This is a genomic window from Sphingomonas sp. HDW15A, assembly GCF_011301715.1.
Classification (GTDB): domain Bacteria; phylum Pseudomonadota; class Alphaproteobacteria; order Sphingomonadales; family Sphingomonadaceae; genus Sphingomicrobium.
This window is the reverse complement of sequence record NZ_CP049870.1, coordinates 531,997-556,494: the sequence shown is the minus strand read 5'-3', so window position 1 is coordinate 556,494 and position 24,498 is coordinate 531,997. Positions and strand designations below refer to the sequence as shown.

Sequence of the window (24,498 nt, the reverse complement as noted above, 5' to 3'; positions counted from 1 at the left end):
AAGCAGCGCGATTAAGCCCGTCAATGCCTTGGGCGTCGAGTTCACGGCAAACCGGGTCACCCGAGCACCATTGGCTCCGGGACACTGCCCGGTAGATGACGTCTTCCAATCTCTCCGGGGCGCCCATCTCGCTCAATCCCCCATCGATCCCTCCGCGTCCGAGTCCGCCGTGTAAATGAGGAGGCCAGCATAAGGCTCTGAGTCCGTGCCGCAATAAATGCGTTCCCTGAGCGAGGTCGATGAATAACCGCAGTCAAAGGACAACTGGTTCAGCAGCAAGTGCGCAAAAGTGTGGACCATGATGAAGGTCGGGTTCGCGTTGAAGCCCATCCTCGAAGGGAGACCCAGCTTCTCGGAATTTACCAGGTGGGAATCAGTGAACTCCTCGATCGCCTTCTTGTTCTCTGTGCGCCACTTCTCGATCGCCGCGTTTGAGAACTGGAGAAATACACCTTCTCCGAGGACCATCATGGCCGGGAGCCAGTCAGGTTGGTCGCGCCCCAGAGAGGGGGAGATCATCGCATGCTTTTCCGAGACGTTTCGCCGTTGAAAGCCTCGGAACGCCCGCACTTCGCGGAGCCTCTCGACCCTTACAAAGCGATCGAAGAGCTCGTCGAGTTTAAAGCGCGAGGTCGGCATGGCGGGGCGTGCAATCAGCCAGCGCGACTGCTGACCCGTGGGGTTAGCCAGAACCGGGAATTCGTCGTCGAGGATCCCCTGTTGGCTAATTTCATCGATCGAATTCTCCGACCCCTCATCATCTCGAGCGGAGATGTCGGCCGTAAAACACTCAATGGCTTCGTCAGCAGGCAATCCCACCTCTTGGCCACGTGCTTCAACGTTTAAACGAAACGCCTGCACCGCGACGCTGGTGTCGCCCTTGTTGAATTCGACGAGGTTTGAAGCCGATTGGACCAGGTTGCGATAGATTTCATCGGAGCGCAGCTTTTCCCACGCATCCACGTGCGCGTCTCCGTCGATATCGAGCGCTGAAATGACCGAGGCGTAGTGCAGGGAACTGGATCCCCTCGGCTCCATGAAAAGCGGCGCAGGTGAGCCGGGACTGCTCTTGTTGTCAGCATCAATGCAAGTCGCGGTAGACTCTCCAGGTTGGTACCCGCGGCATTTTTGTGGGAGCGGACCGTCTGCGATCCCCTCTAGGTCCCCGGAGGCACCGCAGCTGCAGCGGATAAACATGCTCGAAAAGTCGCCACCGCTCTTTCCAGAGACTTCGAAGCTGAGTCTCGCGGTGTTCCGGGCGCATGTTCCCTGTTTCGCGGGCTGGTGTCCGCGGTGAGCCCACCCGTACCAATCGATTTCGTCTAAATGCCCGTTGTCACAGGCTGCGACAAATCGCATTGGGACTAGGCGGGCATTCTTGCACTTGCGCCCGTCGCACGTCGGTCGCGGCAGCGTGCCATCGTCCTTGGCCAGCTCTTTGTCCTTGTCCGGCGTCCATCTCGTCATTTGCCGGCACTCGGGGCAGAAGTGCCAATGCGGGAAACGCATTATGGCAACGGATTCCATGGGCTTCTTGAGCTGGCGCGGCCTCACTCGGTTGGTAAGCGAGCCAACCTCGATTTTCTCGAGGTTATAGCCTCTTGGCCAACTGCCTGTTCCGCGAACGAAGAAAGATTGGCCGTCGATCTCGCAGAGCGAGCCCACCCCGAAAGGGCTAATCAACTGGCCGCTACGAATGCTTGGCTTGGGCAATGCCGACGTCCTCCAGCGTGATTTCCTTGTCGACGTGTCTCATCGACTGCAGCGTGTGCCAGCCGGCACCGTCGATTTTCTTGTTTCCATAGCGAACCAACAGGTGAGGCCGCCTTTGCTGGCTCGCGAAACAATACTGGAGCCCTTCGATGGCCTCGGCCCAGCCAGCCCATTCCGCCACTTTTTCGGCCAGTTTGCTCGAGATGCGCTCGCGTTCCTCGGCCTCTTGCTCGCCGTTGTAGGCATCCAATAGTCGTTGCTCGAGGCGTTCGATCGCCGCCGCGACCCTGGGCAGTGACGGATTGAATTGTTTCGCGGCTGAATTCTTTCGTAAGCCTGCCCCGTGCCGAACCACGGTCACGAGCGCAGCATGGAGGCCGCGCTCAATCGCTGGCAAAGCGCCCGGCGTCACGCTCGTAGGCTCCACGAAGCTGTAGAAGCGCTCGTGGTAATCGCGAAATGCCTCGTAGTGTGATCGGTCCCGCGGCTTGCTCGGTGAATAGGCCGCAACGACGAGCCCAGGAACCTTGCCACGGCCCACGCGGCTCGTTGCCTGGATATATTCCGCGCTGAGCTTAGGTTGGCCATTGACCATCATCAGGCCCAGCCGATCGATGTCGACCCCCACGGAGATGATGTTCGTGCAAGGCACCACGTCAATTGCGGGCTGTTCCGCACTATGACGTCGAGCCAGTAGCTGCCTGGCTCTCGGGACAGGTGTCTCAGCATGCGCCTTGAGTTCTAGGACATCGAAATTGGAGGGACGCTCAAATGGCTCGTCCGAGGCATAGACTTTCATCCTCGTGGGAATCTCGTCGCGAGTAGCATTGACGATCCGACCGAGCTCCCGCTTGCTATTGTGGTAAGCAACGAGCGTCCAATAAGAATCCGTCTCGTCCTCCGTAAGATCGCCCTTTTCCGCGAGCTCGTACGAGGACTGGAGGAGCGTCGCCATTGTCCACGAGGCGGCGACGGTCGCGCGAAGCCCCTGGGCCATAACGCCGGCATAGAGCCGAGAACGGTTTTTGTTGCCCGTATCGAGTTTCGAGAAAAAGGAGTCTTCGGCTCGCAAGCCGGGCGACGGGAAAACTGCAGAGGGGCGGCCGTATATCCTGCGGCACTGCACTGACGCGTTCCTTATCGTCGCGGTCGAGGCAATCACCTTCGGGAGGGTGCCGCCCGCGGACATTAGCGTTTCGAACGCGGCCTCGTAAATTCCAGCCAAGGTGCCGAGTGGACCAGATATCAGGTGAAGCTCGTCTTGGATAACTAGCGACGGGGGTGATCGGCCGGTTCCGACGCCCAGCAAGGCGCCCCCGTTTTCCTTCCAAGGAATCATCGCGAACTTGTCGATTGTTCCCAGCAGAAAAGAGGGTGGCGCTCTGAGTAACTGCTCGTCGACGAAGTAGACGGGCAAACCGCCATGAAAAGCGCAGTCTTCCTCGGGGCACCTAGTAACGAAGCTATTGGCCGTGGCCAGGAAGCCGTAATATGCTTCGTCAGGGCTACCGTCGGGCTTCGTTTTCCTGCTCTCGGGGACCAGCAACGTGCCGCATGCGGGACAACTTTCTATTGGAAAGGGATTCGCGTCACGAGGGTTAGCCGCGTCGAATAGTTCTTGTGTCCGGCCGAGGGCCCCGTCCTCGCTACCAGCAAAGGAATTTGGGCTTACTTCTCCGCCGACGAAAAGGCCGATCGAGAACTCCTCGTCACCGAGGGACGTGTCGCCTTTCGTAGCTAACTCTCGCCTGATCATCTCCATTGCGCAGATCATTCCGGCGGTTCGCTGGAACTGGTCGGCGGTCAGGAACCGGTACGTGTAGCGATTGATCACCCCTGTCCCACCGCCGGCTTTCCGCTCGACGATCCGCCGTCGGAAAAGCTCGAACGCCGAGACGAACAAGTATGCCTCAGTCTTGCCGCCACCGGTAGCAAACCAGATGACGTCCACGAGGTCCCGATCGGGCAGCTCGTCTCCCGCTAACGACGGGAGTACGAGTAGAAAGAAGGCAAGCTGGAACGGGCGCCACTTCGCATCGTTTGCGAGATAATCGATTGGGTCAGTGTCGGCCTTTCCAAGCTCAAATGGGCCTTGCAGGCCATCCTGACGGCCGCGCCCCGACGCTCGCGTCGCGTGTGACATGGCCATTAGCATGGCCTGGTTGGCTAGCCTGAAGCACCGAGCAGTATCTTCATCGCGGAGAATCTCGACGCCTTGTCGCATACGATCCGCGCTGCGGCGGCATCGCCCTAACATTCTCTCGGCGTCGTCCGCCAACTCCTCGTCTATCGAGATCTTGGCCTGGGTCTCGATCCACTTCTCGTAGAAGTCGACCAGTCCGGTAAGCCTCGTAACTAACTCAGGACCGCTGAGCTCGCCGCTAGCCAGGGGCGCGACTTTGAAAAGTTCCTCGTCCGGGAAGACTAGGCGGGACCCGTTCTCCGCTAGCGATAAGTTATCGAAGTCTGGCCGCCAGACGTGTGCAGTCGGGAGCGCTTCTGTCTTGACCCAAGCGCATCGACCATCATCTATCTTCCAATCGGCCGCAACGCCGTGCCCGACAGCGTATGGCCTCTGCTGGCCATAAATAACACGAAGTTCACGCTCTTCGTCTGTCGGTGGCACGTATCTGGCCGACGGGTACTTGAGAATGCGACCTTCGACGGGCTCGGCCAAGATCGATACTTGGTAAAGAGTCTCCTCGCTGGACTTGGCGTTCCGGGCCTCGCCCGTGTTAGATACGCTCACCGTCAGGAGGGCGTCACCGTTAGGGAGTTCCCTCGAAAGAACCTCGAGGATCGCGCGCCCTTCGAGAACCGGGGTCGGCTCGAGCCCTGCTGTGTCTACCTCTTTATTGGATTGCTCTAGTTGGCAACGCTGCCATCGTTGGATCGGCTTGTCTTGCTTAGCGCGCTCTTCAGTTTCAACTGGGGTTGTCGCGACAGCGACATCTCCCGCTTGCGAGTCTGCGCTGGGAGTCGCCTCGACAGTGACCTGCTTTGACGACGCACCTTCATCCGAACCACCGGCGCTCTTCTCCACCGGGAGTGGCGAATAGATTGCGGCGTCGACGCGTATCCTGATCCTGCTTCCACGGGCGATGCACAATGACGTACCGATGGCGGACGGAAGCATGGCATTCGACATGCTGAGGGGATCCTCTGCATCTTCGTCCGACGCAGCTTCAGCCTCGTCTCCACCGAGGTCATTCGCGGACCGCTTGGCCCGGGGGAAGAGCATCCCCATCATGTATGCCAGGCTCATGCGACCTTCGATGATCTCGTCGTCATGGGTGCCGCTTGGCCCGGGGCTCCCTAGGCCCGGCCCGATAAGCCGGTTTCGCGCTTCTTTGAGAACCTTGTCCCTACCTAGCATTTCAATTTCCCCCTGCTCCACCCGAAGCAGCTTTCTCGGTGAGCTCGGCAACCGAGCTTCGCGTGGCCACAAGTACCAAGGCGTGGTTGGCACGCGAGATCGCCTTGTATGCGCTTGAAGCGAATTCCCGGGCGCCAAGGCCGGCCACGCAGACAAGAGGTCGTTCCAATCCCTTGAAATCCTCGACCGTCGCGACGAGGACGCAGTCGCGTGGACTGCCCCCCAATGCTCGTTTGCTCAGTGTTTCTGCTCGCACGCTTTTCGCCGAGAGAAGCTCGACTGCCTTCTCTGCGTCGGTGCGATTGGAGACGAGAAGAGCGATGGAGTTGCGCTGCAACTCATCGTTATCGCTCAACCACTTGCGTACCGCTAAGGCAGCTCTTGGCAAGATCTCGTTCTCGTTCTCGACCAGCTGCAGATCGACCGTGCCGCTGTCGGGCCGGCTACTCGGCTTGCCAACGTCGGCGCCCGCGAGAAGCTTGATGGCCTCGACGATTTTTCCAGCGTTGCGGATGTTGTTCTTTAGGGAAGTGGCAACCCCGTGGCTCTTCAAGTAGTCAAGGCAGTCCTGGTCGACGGGAAAGCTGGGGGATACCTGGTAATTCGGATCGCCAAACCAGCGCCACCGGCCCCGTTCCCACCCTCCCTCGAGAACGCCGTCAACCAGGTCGAGGCACTCTAACGAACAGAGGTCCTGTCCCTCGTCCACGATCACGACGTCCCACTTTTGACCGTTATCTAGGGACTGCGGCAACTCCTCGATGGTCATGACCGTGACGTCGTCCGGCAGTCCCTGGTTCGCGAGGAACGTGGCAAGGTAATGGCTCCTGGTGATGAAGAGCACGGACCTGCCCTCCGCGGCCTCGTAGCGAGCGCAAGCGGCGGCAACGAAAGTCTTCCCCGTGCCGGCGCCACCGGTGACGAGTATCCGGTCGTTTTCGGAGATCGCGTCGAGCTTCTCGTACTGTTCGTCTGTGAACTGGTAGAGCCTTTGCTCTACCTCGCGTAGCTGGCTGTTTAGAGACGGGACCTGCTCGAAGTTGGGGCGCAAGGAGCTCGCAATAGCCCTAACAATCTCGGGCGGGAGATCGACCGGGTTCCTTTGTTTCGACGCCCAGTGGTCGTAGGCACCCGAGAGGAACTTTCTGAAGCTATTATGTCCCTTGCAATCTTCTTCGTAGGCCGTGATCTCGTCTGGATGTTCAGGCAACAAGGTCGACCCGTCGCTTGCGAACCTTGGTATATCGGTGAACACGACAGCCCAGCCGCAAGGAACGCCTTTTAATTCCCGGTAGAACTTTGGGTGTAGGTAGTTCTTCTCAAGGGAAAAGTATGCGGACTTGGCCTGTTCCGCTGGTCCTTCTCTTTTTCGGCTGGTCTCGTCGTTTCGGTTAGTGAATTCCCAAATGCCGTCCTTGCAGGCGACGCGCCCACCCTTCACTTCCAGGAGAAGTATTCCCCGGCGGCTGATGATAAAAAAATCGGCCTCTCCCCAACGCTTGTACTCGTGGTGGCCAATGTTCAGTGAATGGAGCCCGATGTCGTATGAGCTAAAGCCAATTTCAGCTAGGTACCCGAAGATTGTCCGCTCCGCCGCGGATTCACAGTTCAGCACCTGCGACGGTACAAGCCTCACTTTCGCCCCCCAACAAGCCAAGCCATCATGAAAACACGCCCCAAGGCTTGGCGAGACTTTATTAAGTAGCGGTTTAGCGATGAGCAACCCTGCAGGTCTTTACGGTCATTGGCCGACTATTGATTGGAGGGCTTGGCATCTGACGCTTTCGCTGCCGTGGTTCGAGATATGAGGGTAGCGCACTTGCGCCCCGGGACCGGGAAATTCTGAGATCGAGGCAAAACCCCCTGGACTTCGTCGTGACTACCGGCCATGGTCGCGGCAAGAGATGTTTAAGGAAAATTAGTGCGGACCATGAGCGACGATATGAGCTTGACGATGATCGACCTCTTCGCCGGTTGCGGCGGGCTCTCGCTCGGGATGGAAAACGCGGGCTTCACGCCGGTATTCGTCAACGAGCTCAACGAGCACGCGATGGCCACGTACCTAGCGAACCGGCACCACGTCGTGGGTGGAAAGCCATTCGCCGAACAGGCACACCTGCGCTGCCACGATGCCCACGAGCTCCAGGGCGATCGTCTCAAGAAAATGGTCGCAGACCTCGAGGCTATTGGCCTTGAGTTCCCCTCGGAAAAGGAAGCAAAGAAGGGAAAAGGTGGTAGTACCCTCGACCTACTAGCTGGTGGACCGCCGTGCCAGGGCTACTCGGGCATTGGTCACCGGAGGTCCTACTCGGTCGACAAGAAAGACCTGCCATCTAACCAACTTTACCAGCGGATGGCCGCCATCATCCAACGATTGCGACCGAGGATCTTTCTCTTCGAGAACGTGCGCGGCCTACTAACTTCCAAGTGGACTAGGGACGGCGAGCACCGGATCTGGGACGACGTTCGGGACGAGTTTCGGAATATCCCCGGCTATCAGGTGCGCTGGACACTCGTCCGCGCCGGCGACTACGGAGTCCCGCAGAACCGGCCGCGGGTCCTACTTGTCGGCATCCGCGACGACATCGTTCTCGACAACCCCCTGCTCGATCTCGAGGCGGACTTGGAGGACGCGGTCAAGTGCGGCTTTTTGCCGAAGGGTGAACCCTCCGAGTGCCCAGACCTGATCGACTTGCTCGATGACTTGGTGGACCCGGAAATGGACAAGTACTTCGCCACGGGCGTCTACCCGCCGGGCCGTCTCGCGACCAACAGTTATCCGGGAAAGGCCACCACGAGGGAACAACGGGCTATGCGGGTCCCGGCGCCAAAGCACGAGCATAGGCGCCCAGGTGAAGTGACGGACCACGAGTACTCCAAGCATGCCCCCAACATCGTGAAGAAGTTCCGGCACATGATAGACAACGAGGGCGAGATCCCGGAATACGCGCGCACGAAAAAATTTGCACAACGAGTGCTCCCCAAGAGGTGGGGCAACAAGCCGCCTAGTATCACGGCGACATCGCTGCCGGACGATTACGTGCATTACGCGCAGCCACGCTCGCTCACGGTGCGCGAATGGGCACGGTTACAAACATTTCCCGACTGGTACCGGTTCGAAGGCAAGCGAACGACGGGCGGCCTCCGGCGCGCTGGCAATCCACGTGAAGGAAACTTCGACCGCGAGGTACCGAAGTATACGCAAATTGGGAACGCGGTGCCGGTCCGCCTAGCGGAGCGCGTCGGTCGACATTTCAAGCGCATCCTTGAGGAGTCCGTTGCGGACAAGTGACGCCACCGTAGACACGTAGATCGTCTGCCCGCTAGCAGGGCGGGATGAGCCAGTTGTTTACCGCTTGTCGACTCGCCGCCATCGTTCAGGAGCGGACTTCGTGTTGAGCTCGTCCAACCGCGACGTCGCCGCGACCCTGCGTGTCTTCGCGGATCACGGGATTGACTGCGCGTTCATAGTACCCACCGCCACCGGCCTCGAGAAATCGATCATGGACGCGACATATGGCGTGCGCGCGTGGCTTCGCGAGCAAGGAATCCACGACTACGCGGGTCAACTGCAGGGTCGCGACTCCAAGGTTCTAATCGACACCGTTCTCTTTTCGAGCGGGGAGGTGATCGAGACGAGCACGTCGTTGTACCGACCGAACGCGAAGGAGGGGGATCCTCGAATCTGGTTCGGGTCGCTCGCGAAGTTCGCTGGGCCCGGGGACCTGCTGGCGATATGCGCCGCCGGCAAGAAGCTGCTAGTTGTAAACACGTCGAGAAGTGATCTCCCTTCCCTACTCGACAATCGCGCTTCCCCATTCTGGCGCGCGTGGAGTTCCGAGCGGCCTACGCCCGAGATCCTGGCGAGGATGAGCGCGGCCGAGGCGACCGAGATCCTCCTTGGCTACACTTCGTGTCCAAGCAGCCAAGCAGCGCCCTCGCCATTACTAGCGATGGCAGAGGAGCAGCCAGGGCGCTCAACTCAACCGGGCACATTGTCGCAAGAGGCGCTCGAGCTGTTGTCCATGCTGAAATCGGTGGGCTCACGCGGTTTCGTGCCGACCTTGAGACCAGGCGACACGGGCGTTGGTTTCACGTTGGAAAGCCTGCTCGGTATCAGGTGCAACAGCAGCAAGGCGCCCGATTACAAGGGCATCGAGATCAAGGCCGGCCGCAAGGGATCGCATGAGCGGGGACGAACGACGATCCTCTCGCAGGTTCCGGACTGGAGCATCAGCCGGTTAAAAGGATCGGCCGACATCCTCCGCGAACGGGGTCGCTTCAGTGAGAAGAAGGGGCGAAACCAGCTCTTCCACGAGATGTGCGCGTCGACTTGTAACAGCTATGGGCTGTTGCTCGAGGTCGATGGCAACGACTTCTTGCACCAGTCGTGGACCGACGGCACTAGCGTTGTCCGGGACGCGACGTGGAAGTTCGAGAAGCTCTTCGCGCGCTTAGCAGAAAAGCACGGGCAAACATTTTGGGTTAAGGCCGAGACGCAGGGCACCGGCGCCGCGGAGAAGTTCCATTACGTAGCGGCGAGGTACACGTCGGGCGTGAGCGAGGCGAGGCTGCCGATGTTGCTCGAAGCGGGCGTCATCACCCTCGACTACACGATCAAGGAGACGAAGACCGGCACGGCGAAGGATCAGGGTTACCTGTTCAAGATCAGGCAATCGGACCTGCCCCTCCTTTTCAAGTCGCCGCTGGACTTTGACCTCGCCGCTTAAGCGTTGGAGCAATGGTCGCACCCGAAACAGCGAAAGTGGCCCTCAAGCTTGAGTACGCAGGCTCGGCCGACGCGCTAACCCCGGCAGAGAAGAAAAAGCTAACGCGACTATCGCGTGACCTGGCGCGATGGTGGACGACGAACGGACGCGAGTACCAGTGGCGCACTGACGAGGCGAGCACATACGAGAAGATCGTCGTCGAGGTGTTACTACAGCGAACTACCGCTGCGGCGGTCTCGCGGTTTTACCCGGCTTTCATGGAAAGGTTTCCCGGCTGGCAAGCGCTGTCCGAGGCCAGCCCAGGGGACCTAGAAGAATTTCTAAGACCGCTGGGATTGTGGCGTCGGCGGGCGGCTTCACTGCTCGGAATAGCCAAGTATGCTGCGGCTAACGACGGCAAGTTTCCCTCCAACCCGGTCGAGCACGCACCGATCCCGGCGGTGGGCAATACGTCTCTAACGCGGTGCTCCTGTTCCAGCACGGCAAGGCTGCACCGCTCCTAGATGTCAACATGGCGCGCGTAATTGAGCGCGTCGTGCGGCCGCGACGCCTCGCGGACATTAGGTACGATCCTTGGCTGCAGGCCGCGGCGAGGTGGTTCGTCAGGGGGCCACGACCGAGTGAGAAGAACTGGGCGGTACTCGATTTCGCAGCACTCGTGTGCAAGGCGCCGAGGCCTTTGTGCGAGAGTTGCCCAGTGAACGGCTATTGCGCTTTTTTCGGAGACACAGTTCGCGAAAAGGCGGCAAGGTAGCCGCGAAAAACGAACTTTCTACTCCAACAATTTCTTGAGTTCGTTGACCGACACACAGGGCCTAAGTCCCCACCGTAGCTCCGCGCACCTTTCGCTCAGACCTCGAAGAATCGACGGCAGAAATGATAGGCAAGACGGTCGCGGTAGTTGAGGATATTGTCCTCGACCGTCACGATCTTGCACTTCTCCGTTCCGCCGTTCTTAGGTCCACGGAGCCCACGTCCGACCATCTGCATATATCGGACAGGACTCAGTACGGGCCTCGAAATCAGTATCATGTCGGCCTTCGGCGCATCGAACCCAGTGGTGAGGACACTGTGATTACACAAGACCTTGAGCTCGCCTGACTTGAAGCGACGAATGAAATGCTGACGGGCCAGGCGGTCTGTTTCGCCGCTGACCGCAGCAGCCGGACACCCTGCTAGATGAAGTCGAGCAGCAAGATATTGGGCGTGCTTCACCGAGTTGGCGAACAGGAGGATTGACGACGCCCGGCTGTTCAGAACACTTTCGATTATCCGGTCGTTGCGGTCTGGATCGGCGCCGATGCGTTCCACAAAGGACTCGGGCAGTTCCTTGTATTGGTCAAGGTGGCGGATTTCCGCTTCGCTCAGCTCAACGACCTTGTCGTAGCGAACGGGATGATAGGCAAGTTTCGCCAGGACTTTCCGTTCGAGCAGGTCCTGGTGTAGTTGATGTTGGTCCTTGGGAAGCCAGCGCTGATCGAAGCGTGCAGCAAGCCGGCGTGATTCATCGTCGTCATAGCCGCGCCAAGGAGTGGCGCTCAAACCAATGACCGGCGGCTCCTCTTCACGTTCAATCTCCTGGCCAGTCTGAACGTCGAGCCAGCGCAGCAGGGAGGAATAACTTGGAGCAATGGCATGGTGGCACTCATCGATCACGACAACTCCTGGCTGGGCAAGCCAATCGAGTTGCTCCACGTCCAGCCGAGCGTTGAGGGTCTGGATGCTTGCAACGACGACAACTGGCTCATTGGCTTCAGGCGCTGCTGGGTTCTTCTGTCCACCCCACAGACGAACAATCCTCAGATCCTCTTCGAGCGCTCCTACGTTCACCCAGAGCTGCCGGAAACATTGAACCGCTTGCTCGCAAAGCTCGTCGGTCTGCGCGACCCACAGTACGGTTCGCTTGCCTTCCCCATTCAAAATGAGTCGTACGATGGCTTCAGCTGCGACACGGGTTTTGCCCCCACCGGTGGGCAGGCTCACAACTGCGCGTCGACGCCCAGCGCCACTTTCGAACAGTTTCTCCAGACCCTCGAGGATGTCGTCTTGGTAATCGTGCAGTGGCGGGAGGTAGATCGGACCATTTACGATCCATTCGGCCGTCCGGCGAAGATTTGAGCTTGCTGCAAACTCGGGTGGAAAGCCAAGTTCCAAGACAAATGTCAGGGCGGCCTCGCCAGCCCATCTAGACGGTGGATCGAGTCCCTCTGTTTGTAGGGTGTCCCTTAGCCGCGACAATATCGTCGGACCATGCACGGCAAGCGTCAGGGCGGCGAGTTCCTTGTCCGAAAGTCTCGCCGGGATCGCCTCCCGTGTGGCTTCGGTAAGTTGACCGAAAAGCGCGTTACGTGATCCGCCGACTGCCAAAAGGAGTCGTTCCTCTAAGGAGCTTCCAGCTCGAACGCGCGCCCTCGCTTCGACCACCCGACGGCTCACGAGCTTGGCCATGGCCTCTTCGGCGGTGATATCAATGAGATCTTGGGAACTTAAAAATTCTAGGAGCTGCTTGGTGCGGCTGTTCCAGCCCTCGGATTCAAATCTGGCGCGGTCGATTAGGATCAGCCCTGAATGATCATAGGCCAAGAGAGGCTCAACGAGATGCCGTCCCGAGCGCTCCTTGAGTCCCTGAACCCACAGCGCGTCGAGTCGTCTCGCAAGCCTGGTCTTGAGGATGGGCGCGAGCTCAGGGAAAAGACTGCTCAATCGCAGCGGATCGCCCAGCTTTGCATCGTAGGTGAGCTCGGAGTGGTCGGCGAGGAGCTGCGCGCCGGCTGCCTGCCAGGCTAAAGCTGTTTCTTCGCTTAGAATAATGATGTGACCGTCGTCGACGTCGCTCGCAGATGTCGGATGGTCGGTGACGAAGATCTCGGCAATCGGAACCGGGCCGTCGTCTGTTGGTACGAGATCCGGGACCTGGCCTAACCGCGCGCCAGCCTCCCAAACCGGTCTTAAGGCAGCGAAGTTGTCGGTCCATTCCCAGGCGAGCTCAAAGAGACCCCCCCAGACTTCTTCCTCAGCCGAGGTTTGTGTCCAACTGAAATGTAGGTCGGTATCCTCGGCGAGGCTGTCGAAATAAGGGATAAGCGTTCCGCCAATCTTGGGCTCCAACAGGTTGAGCGCGTCGCGCTCCGCCTCGCCGAACGCACTGAGAGGCACCGTTCTTTCACCAACTTCTATTCGGCCAAACTTGTGCAGCCAGTACGCGAAAGGGTGCGGAGCACTGAATTCAGCATATGAGTCCGGGCGCGTGGTGTGGCCAAAGGTGATGGCGGGATAAGGATGCGAAGTGTCACGGTCGCGCATCCAGCTCGCCGAAACGAGGCTCCACATCTCCGTGACTAGCTCATCGGTGAGCCTGGAAGCCAGAGCGTCCGTTAGCTCTGGAAGAATTCGCCATCCGGACGGCATCAAAATGCAGTCTTTCCTCAAAACGCCGAGCAAATATTCGCGCGGGCCGTAGGGCATCCTCCGCCGGCCGAGGTCGTTGATGGTGTGAAGGTAGGGGGACATTTGGTCCCAGCCTCTTCCTTCCCAGGTGCCGACTTCGTCGACCTCGATGGGGCCGAAAAGACCAGTCCATTCCTTTGGGAGGCGGTCCCAATGAACAGCATGATAGGATTGGTCGAGAATGATATCGGTGTCGAGTTGATCGCTTTCCTCTCCTTCAACTAGGACCAAGTCATGGCGCGGTTCAAACGACCCGGCCTTGGAGCGGAAGGAGAACTCCTGCGGATCTTCGTCCGTCAGGAAGGACGCCACTCGTTCTCGCGGGGCTTCTTCGAAATTTGCCCAGAAGGTGGCCCAATTCTCGTCGCCGCCGAACACTAGTGCCCGGGTATAAGAATCAATAAGAACGCTGTCCCAAAGCTCCTCGTCCATCTCGGGTACGTCGAACAGCTCGACGAGTAAGCGCTTGAGTTCCGGACGCTCAACGATCTCAGAGGCGACGGCAGATCTGCCGGTGGGCGCGCGATCCGGCGGGCAAATGACTGCCTGAGTTGGGGCAATCAGCCCGTCGCGAGCCGACGGAATGAACTTGGTCCGCCTAAGTTCGTATCCAGTTGTCCCGTGTCGCTTAATCAGCCGGTCTAGGAAGCCAAGCAGCTTAGCGGCCTTATCGATATCTTCGCTTGCGACGAACTCTACCCATTCCGACAGCGAAAACTTCGGAAGGGCCTCGCGGCCATCTTCTGCCCGTTCGGTTGCCTCGCGAGCCAACGCGTCAAGACGGCTAGACCGCAGTTTTCCCGATTGGCACGTCGCGTGAGCAACCCTCGCGCGAACTACGTCGTCGGCGAGCGCGACCCACTCCGCAATGAGCTCGTCTTCCTCGATCGGATGCCGAAAGAGCGACCGCGGGAGACACATTCTACCGGCAGCACTTGCGACTAGTTCGGTTTCCACAAGTCGATCCCACAGTGCCTCGACCAGCGGCGCTGCCAATTCGCCGGACCGATCCACCTTCCGGGGTAGTGCAAGAATTGGCGCTCCTGGATCTACTTCGGTTGCGAGCTTGGCAATATTCTCGGCCATGAGCTCCGCCGCCGCTTCCATCAGTAAGCGGTTGTAGGCACCGGGAATGAGGTTGGTCCGGTCGCTGTTGAGCTTCCAAGGCGCATTGAGAATGCCTGATGCCAGTGTTGCAGTCTGGGTCGGGAAAAAGGCCCAGAAGGATCCGGCAGCCACCGCTTCTTTTGCCGATACGGGTGCAGCCCAGGACAAAGGGACCTCGTCGCGCGCCTGAAGATGAAGCGCATCAGCCCTTGCATCGGGATCGTCGATCCGCACGGTTTTTTCGAAGAGGCGCCAGCGGGTTTCGCTCGATCCGTCCCCAACGATGATTGTATCTTGCTCATGCCGACGAGAAATGGTGCGTTTCGATTCCCCTACCACCTCGAGCTCAAGGTCGATATCCGAGCTTAGGAACAATACAAATTCGGCCGGAAATTGATTCATTTCTTCGGCTAGCCGCTCGCGATCTTTTGGATCGCGGATTTGGGAAGTCACAACCGTTGTCGCCCAATCGAAGGGCCGACCAGGTAGTAGCGGACTATTATCGTCCAAGGGGTCCAACACCTTGGCAAGACGCATTCCGGGAGCCCTTGCATCTGGACCCAGAACTAAGTGCTGACGGATCTTCGTTCGGCACCACTCAGGGTCGAACTGCATGCCAATAGACCGACTAATCAGGTCAACGGTGCCACCGAGCTTCAGTAGCGATTTAAAGCCAATACCGAATCGCCCGATCTGCCCTGTACGCTTGGAGGAGCTACGAGCGTTGAGTAGCGCGATAACGCCGTCGGAATCGAGCGGGGCACCCGTGTTCGCGGCAATTAGTCGATCAGCCTCGAGACGAACATAGATGCGGCCGGCACCCTCGTCGCTTTCTAGAACTGCGTCAGCTGCGTTCTGCACCAGCTCGAATAGTTGACGATAGGCGTAGCCGCCCGAGAGGACTTCGATTTCCGTCTCATAGTGCTCGTTGGTGTCACGCGGTTGAGCCGAATAGGCTGCGAGGCGCTTTCCGCATTCTTCTTCAATGAATTGAGCAAGAGCTCCCACGCGCTCGCGTTCTTCCGCGTTCGGTACCTCTACCAACGTCGCCATGAATACACCCCGCTTTCTCGCTACCTTATCGGTCAGCACAGTCTTGTGAAGCAAATTAAGCGGAAATAACTTCCAAGCCCTACCAAGTTGGATTCTTATTCAGCCGAAGAGCTGGCCTAACGCGAACAGGAATGCGATCGCCAGCAAGCTGCCGATGATTAGTCCTCCAGCCACCCCAAGCAGTATCTTCAGGCAGCCTACCAACGAGGAGAACTTGCTTCTGCTGAGATGTGGAAGTCGACAACACTCATACTACGCAGCCCGGACTTTCATGGTTGCAGTGAAGGCACGAAAGACACGCTCACCCGCATCGAACTGGCGAGCCTCTTCTTCCTCGAGCCAAATGAATGCCGGCTCCATGCAGTGAACGGACCCGCACACCAGCGCTGTGGCGGGATAGCCGACCGGCTCCACTGCCCACACGTAGTTGCGAATTGCCTTCCGCGGAGCATGGGATTTGCAACGCATGATCGCCATCATCGCTTATCCCGGCGGAACTCGAGCGTTTCCGCATCGAGGTCAACGTTGCCCGTTTTCCAGCCAGCCATAGACCAGGCCATCGACTGGCTGTGTCCGGACTTCACGTCGTTCGCCCACCAAGGGCGGTAAAGCCTCGCGCTGTTAGGCAGCCGAAAACCGAGAATCTGCTCGAGTTCGCGGAATGTCGTCGCCCATTCGTCACCGCGCATCTGGTCCAAGTGGCGGTACAAGGGCGCGTATTTCCCGCGCCGGGCTGCGTCGCGCATAAGCGCTTCTCGAGACATTCAGGGCTCCTCTTTTTAGTACCTACATACGTACCATATGTATAACTATATAACCCTAGGTCAAGATGTCTAATCAGGGAGAGTGGAAGAAGCAGAGGACGGCAATTCGACGACGACGTCGATTGCTAAGAGAGCGATCACCTAAAGCCGCAGGATGGGGGTGGACTAAGCGACAGTGCGGTTAGGCCACCTCCAAAACAATTGCCTCACTGCGCACCAAAAAGGTGGCGAACGTTATCGTTAGCGATCAAACAGATCGCACGCTCCTTTCCGCGCGTGTTGTTCCAAGGAAATTGTTAGTGAAAGTCATAACCAAATCACTGCCGATGTCGTCATCTTTCAACACTTTCGGCCGTCTTATGATGATAGGGGGATGCGTTTCTCTCATTTGCGGCTGCCAAAACGGCGCATCGGAGTTTGCCTGGGAAGAAGCCGAGGAGATGGCGGCAGAAGAACGCGCCGTTCACTTAGAAAGTGCTAGAGAAGACGCTGAGGCGATTGCCGATGATGTCGACGATCTTCAAACTGCAGTAGCGATGTTGCGTGTTGAAATCGATCGCCTCCAATCCGAAAATTGGCGCGACGTCGTTCCGGACATAGATAGCGCTGCGGTGGATGTTGAGTTGGCAGCTAGCGAGCTCGAACTCTCAAGCGCCAACCTGACTCAAAACGTTGCGCAATGAGGGAGCCTGACCTCATTGTCAGACATCCTCATGCGGACGTGGGGACGGTATAGCCCCGCTCAAATACTTGGGGAAAACGTCCGCTTCAGCGGGACCAAGGCTCGATACCGTGGAGAGAACTTATCGTAGTGATTGTAAATCATTTCGACCAAGGTTCGTCCATCGACTAGGCGCAAATTTGGTCGCGCTTGCTCGTAGGTTCGGGCGTCTGGCGAGAAGTTGCCTAAAGTGACGAAAAGCCCCTTTTCTTCATTCTCGATCGCACCGTTCAGCTTTTGGACCTCCGGCCGACCGATGGTGCCGAGCATCTGCTTGCATTGAACCTTGATTATCGGCGGCTCGAAACCGAGTTCGTCATGGTGAGCGATGATATCGATTCCGCCATCTCCGCTCGCTTTTGTCACGCGCGCGAAATATCCCATGCATTGGAGTAGGTGCGCGACGAAGTGTTCGAACTCGAGCGAGGTCTGCGCATTTTTCAGACGACCAATCACGAAGTCCTCGGTGCTCTCCTCGAACTGTTCCGCTATTGATGCCGCCTCGTCAGGTTCGTCGCCAACGTCGGCGACGAATGGCGTGCCTTCCAAGGCCGCAATAAACTCATCGGCATTGGCGGACACCCGAAAGACCGAGAGGAAAGATCCGATCTCATAGAGTGCGGCCTGAGTGAATTTGTTGCGTGGCAGAGATGCTTTCCATTCAACCGGGCGTCTGTTCGCGTAATCCGGATTGGCCGGATCATGGACGTAACCCCCAGCGATGACGCCAATGTTGACCATGCGATCGTGCTTCGATGGAAAGATAACGATCTCGCCCGGCTGCATGTCATGCACGAAGCGGTAGAGCTGTCCTGCGGAGACAGGCACCGCTCCAGGCTTCGAATTTGGGATGGCGGCAGCATAAGCGGTCTTGAAGGCCTCACGCGTTGGCGGGATCGCAGAAAGATCGCCAAGTTCGGGCCAGCCGATAGCGACATAACCTTGTGCGACCGGGTCATCGCCGAATTCCTTCGGCATGTGAACGCCCCAGATTCTTTGCTCACTAGCCATCTTGGTGTCCCAGAATCGACGAATGTAATAATCCCATCGTATACGGCCTCACGTCTTCAGCTCGATACGATCGTCCTGAACATTGTATCGGTAGAGATGCAGGCTTTTCTGGTTGATGAGCTCCATTGCCTGCTCGACCGCCTCTGGCGAGACCAGAAACCACTCGCGTGGGTCCACGCTCTTGCCGAAGCGATCAGGAACGCGAACCGAGACGCAGGCATCAGCGAAAAAGCGGTGAAGGATGCGCTCGACCCTGGCGGGCTGCACGCGCGTGTCGAACTCGACGAGCAACTTGGCTTCGGCGAGGAGAAAGGTCGGGTCTGTCTTGGCTGTGGCCAACCGAGATTGGGCATCTCCCGTGGTCGAGCCGATCTTGATCATATGCTGCGCGAGATCGGCCAGCTCACTGCTCTGACAAAGGGTGCGGGCAATGTAGACCCGGCCGGCAATGGGGGCTTCCTGTCCGTCGAACAGCGGCCCGGCTTCTGGGCTGATGACGCGGCGGCTGTTGTCGCTGCGCCAGAGCGCCTTGCCGAAGGACGGAAGCAGGTGATCGCTCTCCGTGCCATTGTCGTAGATGACGCGGAGACGGATATTGGACTTGTCGCCCCGGTCCTTACTGTCGGATGTCTCCCGCTCGCGGACGTCGGCTATGTAAGCGAACTGTCCATCGAGGATGAACATGTCTCCCACCTCGATCTGGGATGTTCTTGAGGTAGGCGTGGTTGAGCGGATACCATTGGCGATATCCGCGATGGCTGCATCGAAGATAGGGCGGAATCGATCGAAATCGCGACAGCGAATGCGCTCGGCAATAATATCCGCTTCGGCCTTGGGCTGCGGCGCCGGCGTTTCCTTGAAATCGAAGATATGGTCGTCCGGCGTAGCGAGCAGATCGGCGTAGTCATCGCCGGCGGCGAGCAATTCGTCGATGGTCGTTGGTACCGGGGCCAGCGATGGAGCAGCCAAGAGGCCAGCTGTGTCGAGATGTGCCAGCTTGGCAATTTTTTCAGGATCGTTGCGGAATGTTTCGAGCCGAATCCCAAGGCGCATTTCGTCTGGTGCGCGGGAAAGCCTGTCGGGCGCCCGTCCGTGTCGCTCATGGAAAGCCACGATGTCTTGGAAGAGGCGCGCAAGTTCATCGGCTGGTGAAGACGGCGCTTTCACCACAGGAACGAACAGGCTGTCCTTTGCTGCGATGAGCTCGTCGAGCGCTTCGTAGAACGTGGTTTGGGACCGGCTCATCAGGCAGCCTGGTCCTTCGCTTTCTCTTTCTGGCGACGAACCGCGGCGGCGCGTATCCACGCTAGGGCTTCGGCCATGCGCCGTTCGATGGGATTGGCAGAGGTAATGCTCGGCTCCCTCCCATTATGTTCGTCAACGAAGGCGCGAATGCGTGGCAACTGGGCCATGGCCTCCGCCTCTGTGATCTCGATACGCGTCTCGGCAATGGTCTGGTGAATGCGCCGCAGGACGGATTCGCCGAGTGCCTTCGACAGGATCTCATAAGAGCCGTGGAAGGGATTGACCTGGTCGATGAGATCGATGCTGAGCTCTGGCAACGACAGGAACTTCGAGGTCAGTTTGAGTAACTGGGCGTGAGCCTTCTGGCCCTCGGTGGCTTCATCGCCGTCGGCGTTGTTGCTGGCGGTAGAGCTAGTACCAGTGAGTGTGGCGAGGACCGCGCGGCGAGCGACGACATTCTGGCGGATGGCCTCGATATCATCCTCGTTCTCGGCGATGTCAGGATAGCGCTTGGCGATGAGATTGGGGATCAGCACCTGATTGACCGTTTCCGGCGGGAACTCGCCGGGAATGAGGCTGGCGCGCAGAACCTGGTTGTCCTGCAGTACCGCTGCCATGAGGTCGGTCATGTCGGTCTGGATTATCTCCTTTGCGCGCTTGCTGGCTGGTTCCTTCAGGCCGTTGATTTCGATGGTGGGTTCCGGATCGGCAAGGTCGATCTTGCTGCCAGGCCGCGAGGCGCCATCGAAGCGGTCATCGCTGGGCTTGGTCTTGAAATTGAAATTCGGCGCGAGGACCTGTTCCATCAGCAGCGAGCAGGCGATGGCCTTCAGCATGTCGTTGACAGCGGTGCGGACGACATCGTCGGTAGTGTCAGGCTCTGCGATGAGGTTGGTGAACTGGGCGTGGGCCTTGCCTGGCGCGTCACGGGTAGCCCGGCCGATGATCTGGACTACTTCGGTAAGCGAACCACGGTAGCCGACGGTGAGCGCATGCTCGCACCAGATCCAGTCGAATCCCTCCTTGGCCATGCCAAGGGCGATGACGATGTCGAGGTCTTCCTTGTTCTCTACGGTACGAAGGCCGGAGAGGACCGTTTGCTGGGTCTGAGGCGTGACGAGGTCGGCGATTTTAAGGATGCGACCGTCAGGCGTCCTTAGGTGCTGAAAGCCAGTTGCGGGATCCACCGTTTCAACGTCGCCGAGAACGTCGAGAATGCCGTTCATTTCGCGGATCTTGTCGCCAAGGGCGGCCTGCGAATTGACGTTGGGAATATGGATGATGGTCTTCTTTGACGGGTCGAGGACTTCGCCGATCGCGGCAAGGTAGTTGCCGTGGTAGAAGTGGTACCCGATGCCGAGCGTCTTGAGATGCTCGTAGCCCGAAAGCTGCTCATAGTAGGTGTAAGTGACCCGGGTGAACTTCTCTTCGTCCTCGGCACGTAGGACCGGGACCTGGTCGCCGCGGAAGTAGGAGCCTGTCATCGCAACGATGTGGATCGAGTCTTCGGCCATGACGGCGCGGATCAGTTCGCCCAGGCGATTGTCGGCATCGGCCGAGACATGGTGAAATTCGTCGACGGCCAGGACGCAGTCGTGGAAGGCGGCGATCCCCCTGCCCTCTTTCATGATGCGGTCGAACGCATGACGCAGGGTGGAATGGGTGCAGACGATGATCTCGTCGTCGTCGGAATCCATGAACCGGACGAACGCGTTGATTTTGCCGCCCTCGCCGCCGAGCATGTCGCAGAGGTTGTTTCGGGGCGAGACTACCCAATCGGCAAAAAAGCCGTGATCGGCAAGGTTGGTAGAGCGGAAGGAGTTGCCGATCGAGCGCTCGGGCACCGCGACGATGACCTTCTTCAAACCTTGATTGTGAAGCTTGTCCAGGCCGAGGAACATCAGCGCTCGCGATTTGCCGGATGCCGGAGGCGACTTGATCAGCAGGTACTGCGAGTTGCGTGCATCATAGGCGCGGGCCTGCATGGCACGCATGCCGAGCTCGTTGGTAGTCTTGCTGGCACCAGTGGAGCCGTATTCGACGGTGATGAAGTCGGTCATGTCGGTCTCCGGTTAGGCCGCCTTGGTGGCGCTGACCTTGGTCATGCGCGCGTAGAGCTTGAACAGGTGTTCGAGACGCTCGGCGTCGTCCTTGAAGGGCCGGCCGATGTAGATGGTCTCGAGGTAGTTATCGAGATCTCGGTGGGCCTGAAGGAGGTCGGCCGGCATGGTTTCTGGATTGTAGAGCCAGGCGATTGTCTTGCTGTGGGCGATGTAGGGTTCCCGGGCGCGGAGAATGTTGAGAGCGTGTTCTTCGAGAGCGTCTTTCTGGTCGCTTGAAAGCGCGGGCAAAGGAAAGGTGTTGTAAACGAGGGTATTCGAGTAGCGATAGTCAGTCTTGAGACGTCCACCTACTGCTCGAAGCCATGCAGTGTGGAGCCGAGCAGAAACAATCGAGAGCAGCCACGTAGGAGCATCGTAAACCGCCACGGCATTGTCGTTGATGATTACGCCATCTTCTTCGATGCCAGCCGGAATGTAGTCCCGCCTTTCCGAGGAAACACGAGCAACAAGTAATGCTTGCCCTGATTGGTGAGGTCGATGGACAAACCGGTGTGGGGCGTCTGCAAACTGCTTGGCCTGCGCCCCGGCGGACTGGCGGAACGCTCGGATGTTTTCCAAGCGTTGCCGAATCTCGGGGTACTTCAGTGCTACGTCAATCTGATGATCTTCAATCCAAAGACACCACCGCTGTAGGCCTCTTATGAACTCGCTAGATCCCTTGTAAGGCTTGATGAAAGTATCAGGAACGCCAGCTGCAGTCAGCTGGCTTCTAGAGAGATCATCTAAGATCAGGTTTCCATTGTCCGTCGCCGCATTGCCCTTCGTTGCGGTCGGGAGCGAGCTGATCGGACGGGATCGTTTTGCAATTAAGACGTTCGGTGCGTCCTTTAGGTAAGCATTGATATTTGAAACCGTTCTGGACGCGGCGGCTCCGAAGATTTTCTTTGGTGCCAGACATGAGCGCCGCAAGGAGATGATCACGCAGATCACACCAGCTTTCTTGGAAGCGTTGTTTGTCCATTTGAATGGCTCGTAGGCAAACCCGATTTCAACTCCGTAGCGTTGCAGCGCTGGCCAGAGCATCGAAACCTGCTCGCCTTGTGCAATCGAGTTTGTGCTTACGAAAGCTAGGCCTGTAGCGCCCGACGAGCAGAATTCCGCGCCCTTCAGAAACCAACAGGCGACGTAGTCTAGGTCCTTGTACGACTTCGTTTTGCCCTGAAACAGCGATCTGATGTCGGCCTTATGGCTCACGTCTTGATAAGCACTGCCTAGATATGGAGGATTTCCAATCGCATAAACCTCGAAGCTATTCGCTGGCGGACAAACGGCTGCCCAATCCAGACGCAGGGCATTACCAACAACAATGTTGCCTGCATCGGTAAGCGGCAGCGCCGGGGCTGGCGTGGTGCATATCTCGTCCAGCTTCTTGTTCATCTGGTACTGGGAGATCCAAAGCGACAGCTTCGCCGTCTCGCAGGCGAAATCTACCGGATCGATGCCGTAGAAGCTGCTGATCTTGATGCCGGTATGATAGTCCGCAAGCGCGAGCTGGCCCTTGCGCTTGACGTCACGCAGGCGCCGGAACGCCTCAGTCTCTATCAGCCGAAGTTCGCGATAAGCGATGATCAGGAAGTTGCCCGAACCGCAGGCAGGGTCAAAAACGCGAATGCGCGAGATGCGATCGACGAGCTTCTCCAGCGCCTTCACATTATCACCCGCCGCCGTGAGCTGCTCGCGAAGCGAATTCAGAAAGAGCGGCTCGAGCACTTTCATGATGTTGGGCAAAGACGTGTAATGCATGCCGAAGTCGGCGCGCATGTCAGTCTGGACGATCGCCTGGATCATTGAGCCGAAGATATCGGCGTGGATTTGGTCCCAATGAAGATCGGCTGCCTCGAGCAGAAGCCTGCGTGCGCGTCGATTGAAGACGGGAACATCCGTGCGATCACGGAACAGACCGCCGTTCACATAAGGAAAGTCGGCTGCGATGCGTTGGGAGCGCACCCCCTGCCCTCGCCGCGCTTCCTTGTCGGCGATGTCGAGGGCAAGGAAGATGTCCTCGATAACCCGTTTGGTGGTCGAACCGTCGATCTGCATGGCTTCCCGATCGAGGGTTTTGGCGAACAGCTTGGCCGGGAAGATGCCGGTATCCTCTGCAAACATGCAGAAGAGGATGCGGGTCATGAAGATGTTGAGGTCGTGCGTGTGCTCGTCACCCCAGGTGGGGTTTGCATCTTTGATGGCGTCGTGGAACTTCGCCATGTGTCGGGCCGCTCGCACGTCTGCGGCCGTCTCGGGGGCTGGCTTGTAGCGCTCCACGCCAAACATGGGCTGGAGAAAATCATAATTGATGGGGAGCTCGGCGAGGCGGTCGAAGCCGGAAGTCTCTCCGGTTTTAAGGTCGACAGCAAGGAACTCGTCGCCGTCGGTGCTCATGAGGAAACGAGGCGCATTCTTGGCCGCAGCGCCCTTCTTCCCAATAAGCGAAGCGCGGAGTGAGGCGACCGTATTCTGAACTTGGCCAGCCACAGCAGGGCGATACAGCAGTTTCTTGGGCCAGGTGATGTCCGAGGCAACGAGCGCCTCGGGATACTTCATCCGAAGCTTGGCGACCTCGTTGCGTGAAGCACTGTAGGCTTCCATGATGCGGAACGGGAAATCATGGAGGCTGCAAGCCCCGGTATTGATATCCTGAACGAGCTGGTCGAGGTTTTCCTCGATCTCAATCGTATTCACGCCGACCCCCACAGTCTTTCGTGGACTTAAACAGCCTTTTGACAGAGGCCGCTACTACTTTGATTCGGGATTCATTTACGTGATCTGCCGCATCGCCGCCGCAAGCTCCGACGTCGCTGGTTTCAAGTGCGTGCAAACGCCACCGGCTGCTCGGAGTCCTTACAGCGAAGTCTGTGCATAGCCGCTAATTCCCACAACACCCGAATTACACCCGGATGTCTGATCACCTGGTTTGATGGCAAGCAGCTAAAGAGGGTCCAAAGCCATGATATCACTGGGGAAAATGGTGGGCGTGGCAAGGATTGAACTTGCGACCCCTGCGATGTCAACACTTGGATTCCGACGTTTGGCCGACAAATCGGACGTTGGAAAACCGCCAATTCCCTCTTAGTTTGGGTGGACATTGTTGGCCGTTGGCCGACATTTCATACGCCCCGTTGGGCGTTACGCCCCGTTTAGCGCCCGTTTTTCGGACTCGAATACGAGATCCGTATGCCGGGATAATCCGCAACTACGGCTGACCGGAATC

The 24,498-nt window shown here is 58.3% G+C and carries 13 protein-coding genes; 3 read left to right on the top strand and 10 right to left on the bottom strand.

Annotated elements, in window-relative coordinates:
- Positions 1 to 132 precede the first annotated feature (132 nt).
- From G7076_RS02910 to G7076_RS02900, 3 genes are read right to left on the bottom strand one after another with little or no spacing between them, the layout of a single operon-like run.
- Positions 133 to 1,713: a DUF1998 domain-containing protein gene (locus tag G7076_RS02910; protein WP_166200272.1), complete on the bottom strand. Its 1,581-nt coding sequence runs from the start codon at positions 1,711 to 1,713 to the stop codon at positions 133 to 135.
- The gene (locus G7076_RS02905; RefSeq protein WP_166200270.1) at positions 1,691 to 5,089 is read right to left on the bottom strand and encodes a helicase C-terminal domain-containing protein; all 3,399 of its coding nucleotides are present in this window, start codon (positions 5,087 to 5,089) and stop codon (positions 1,691 to 1,693) included. Before G7076_RS02905 ends, G7076_RS02910 begins: the two co-directional genes overlap by 23 nt.
- A 1-nt stretch (position 5,090) precedes the next feature.
- Positions 5,091 to 6,725, bottom strand: a complete 1,635-nt coding sequence (locus G7076_RS02900) for an AAA family ATPase (protein ID WP_166200268.1) — start codon at positions 6,723 to 6,725, stop codon at positions 5,091 to 5,093.
- Positions 6,726 to 7,019: 294 nt separating this feature from the next.
- On the opposite strand from G7076_RS02900, the gene G7076_RS02895 reads away from it, so the two are divergent.
- Positions 7,020 to 8,381, top strand: a complete 1,362-nt coding sequence (locus tag G7076_RS02895) for a DNA cytosine methyltransferase (protein ID WP_166200266.1) — start codon at positions 7,020 to 7,022, stop codon at positions 8,379 to 8,381.
- Positions 8,382 to 8,481: 100 nt separating this feature from the next.
- Complete coding sequence (locus tag G7076_RS02890) at positions 8,482 to 9,819, top strand: MvaI/BcnI family restriction endonuclease (RefSeq protein ID WP_166200264.1); 1,338 nt, start codon at positions 8,482 to 8,484, stop codon at positions 9,817 to 9,819.
- An 849-nt stretch (positions 9,820 to 10,668) separates the two neighbouring features.
- Here the strand turns inward: G7076_RS02890 and G7076_RS02880 are convergent.
- The 3 genes from G7076_RS02880 to G7076_RS02870 all read right to left on the bottom strand — a co-directional run bounded on the left by G7076_RS02880 (position 10,669) and on the right by G7076_RS02870 (position 16,190).
- A complete protein-coding gene (locus G7076_RS02880) occupies positions 10,669 to 13,698 on the bottom strand; it encodes a DEAD/DEAH box helicase family protein (protein ID WP_240913848.1) in 3,030 nt (1,009 codons plus the stop codon).
- A 1,980-nt stretch (positions 13,699 to 15,678) separates the two neighbouring features.
- Positions 15,679 to 15,894: a hypothetical protein gene (locus G7076_RS02875; protein WP_166200260.1), complete on the bottom strand. Its 216-nt coding sequence runs from the start codon at positions 15,892 to 15,894 to the stop codon at positions 15,679 to 15,681.
- Between the two features lie 8 nt (positions 15,895 to 15,902).
- Positions 15,903 to 16,190: a hypothetical protein gene (locus tag G7076_RS02870; RefSeq protein WP_166200258.1), complete on the bottom strand. Its 288-nt coding sequence runs from the start codon at positions 16,188 to 16,190 to the stop codon at positions 15,903 to 15,905.
- A gap of 299 nt (positions 16,191 to 16,489) precedes the next feature.
- Between G7076_RS02870 and G7076_RS02865 the strand changes: the two genes are divergently transcribed.
- Complete coding sequence (locus G7076_RS02865) at positions 16,490 to 16,873, top strand: hypothetical protein (protein ID WP_166200256.1); 384 nt, start codon at positions 16,490 to 16,492, stop codon at positions 16,871 to 16,873.
- A 59-nt stretch (positions 16,874 to 16,932) separates the two neighbouring features.
- Here the strand turns inward: G7076_RS02865 and G7076_RS02860 are convergent, their stop codons facing one another.
- The 4 genes from G7076_RS02860 to G7076_RS02845 all read right to left on the bottom strand — a co-directional run bounded on the left by G7076_RS02860 (position 16,933) and on the right by G7076_RS02845 (position 23,969).
- Positions 16,933 to 17,889, bottom strand: coding sequence for a restriction endonuclease (locus tag G7076_RS02860; protein WP_240913847.1), 957 nt, complete (start codon positions 17,887 to 17,889; stop codon positions 16,933 to 16,935).
- A gap of 81 nt (positions 17,890 to 17,970) precedes the next feature.
- Positions 17,971 to 19,167, bottom strand: coding sequence for a GIY-YIG nuclease family protein (locus tag G7076_RS02855; protein ID WP_166200252.1), 1,197 nt, complete (start codon positions 19,165 to 19,167; stop codon positions 17,971 to 17,973).
- The gene (locus G7076_RS02850; RefSeq protein WP_166200250.1) at positions 19,167 to 21,227 is read right to left on the bottom strand and encodes a DEAD/DEAH box helicase family protein; all 2,061 of its coding nucleotides are present in this window, start codon (positions 21,225 to 21,227) and stop codon (positions 19,167 to 19,169) included. The genes G7076_RS02855 and G7076_RS02850 overlap by 1 nt, the downstream gene beginning before the upstream one ends.
- A gap of 12 nt (positions 21,228 to 21,239) precedes the next feature.
- Positions 21,240 to 23,969, bottom strand: a complete 2,730-nt coding sequence (locus G7076_RS02845; RefSeq protein WP_166200248.1) for a class I SAM-dependent DNA methyltransferase — start codon at positions 23,967 to 23,969, stop codon at positions 21,240 to 21,242.
- Positions 23,970 to 24,498: the final 529 nt, after the last annotated feature.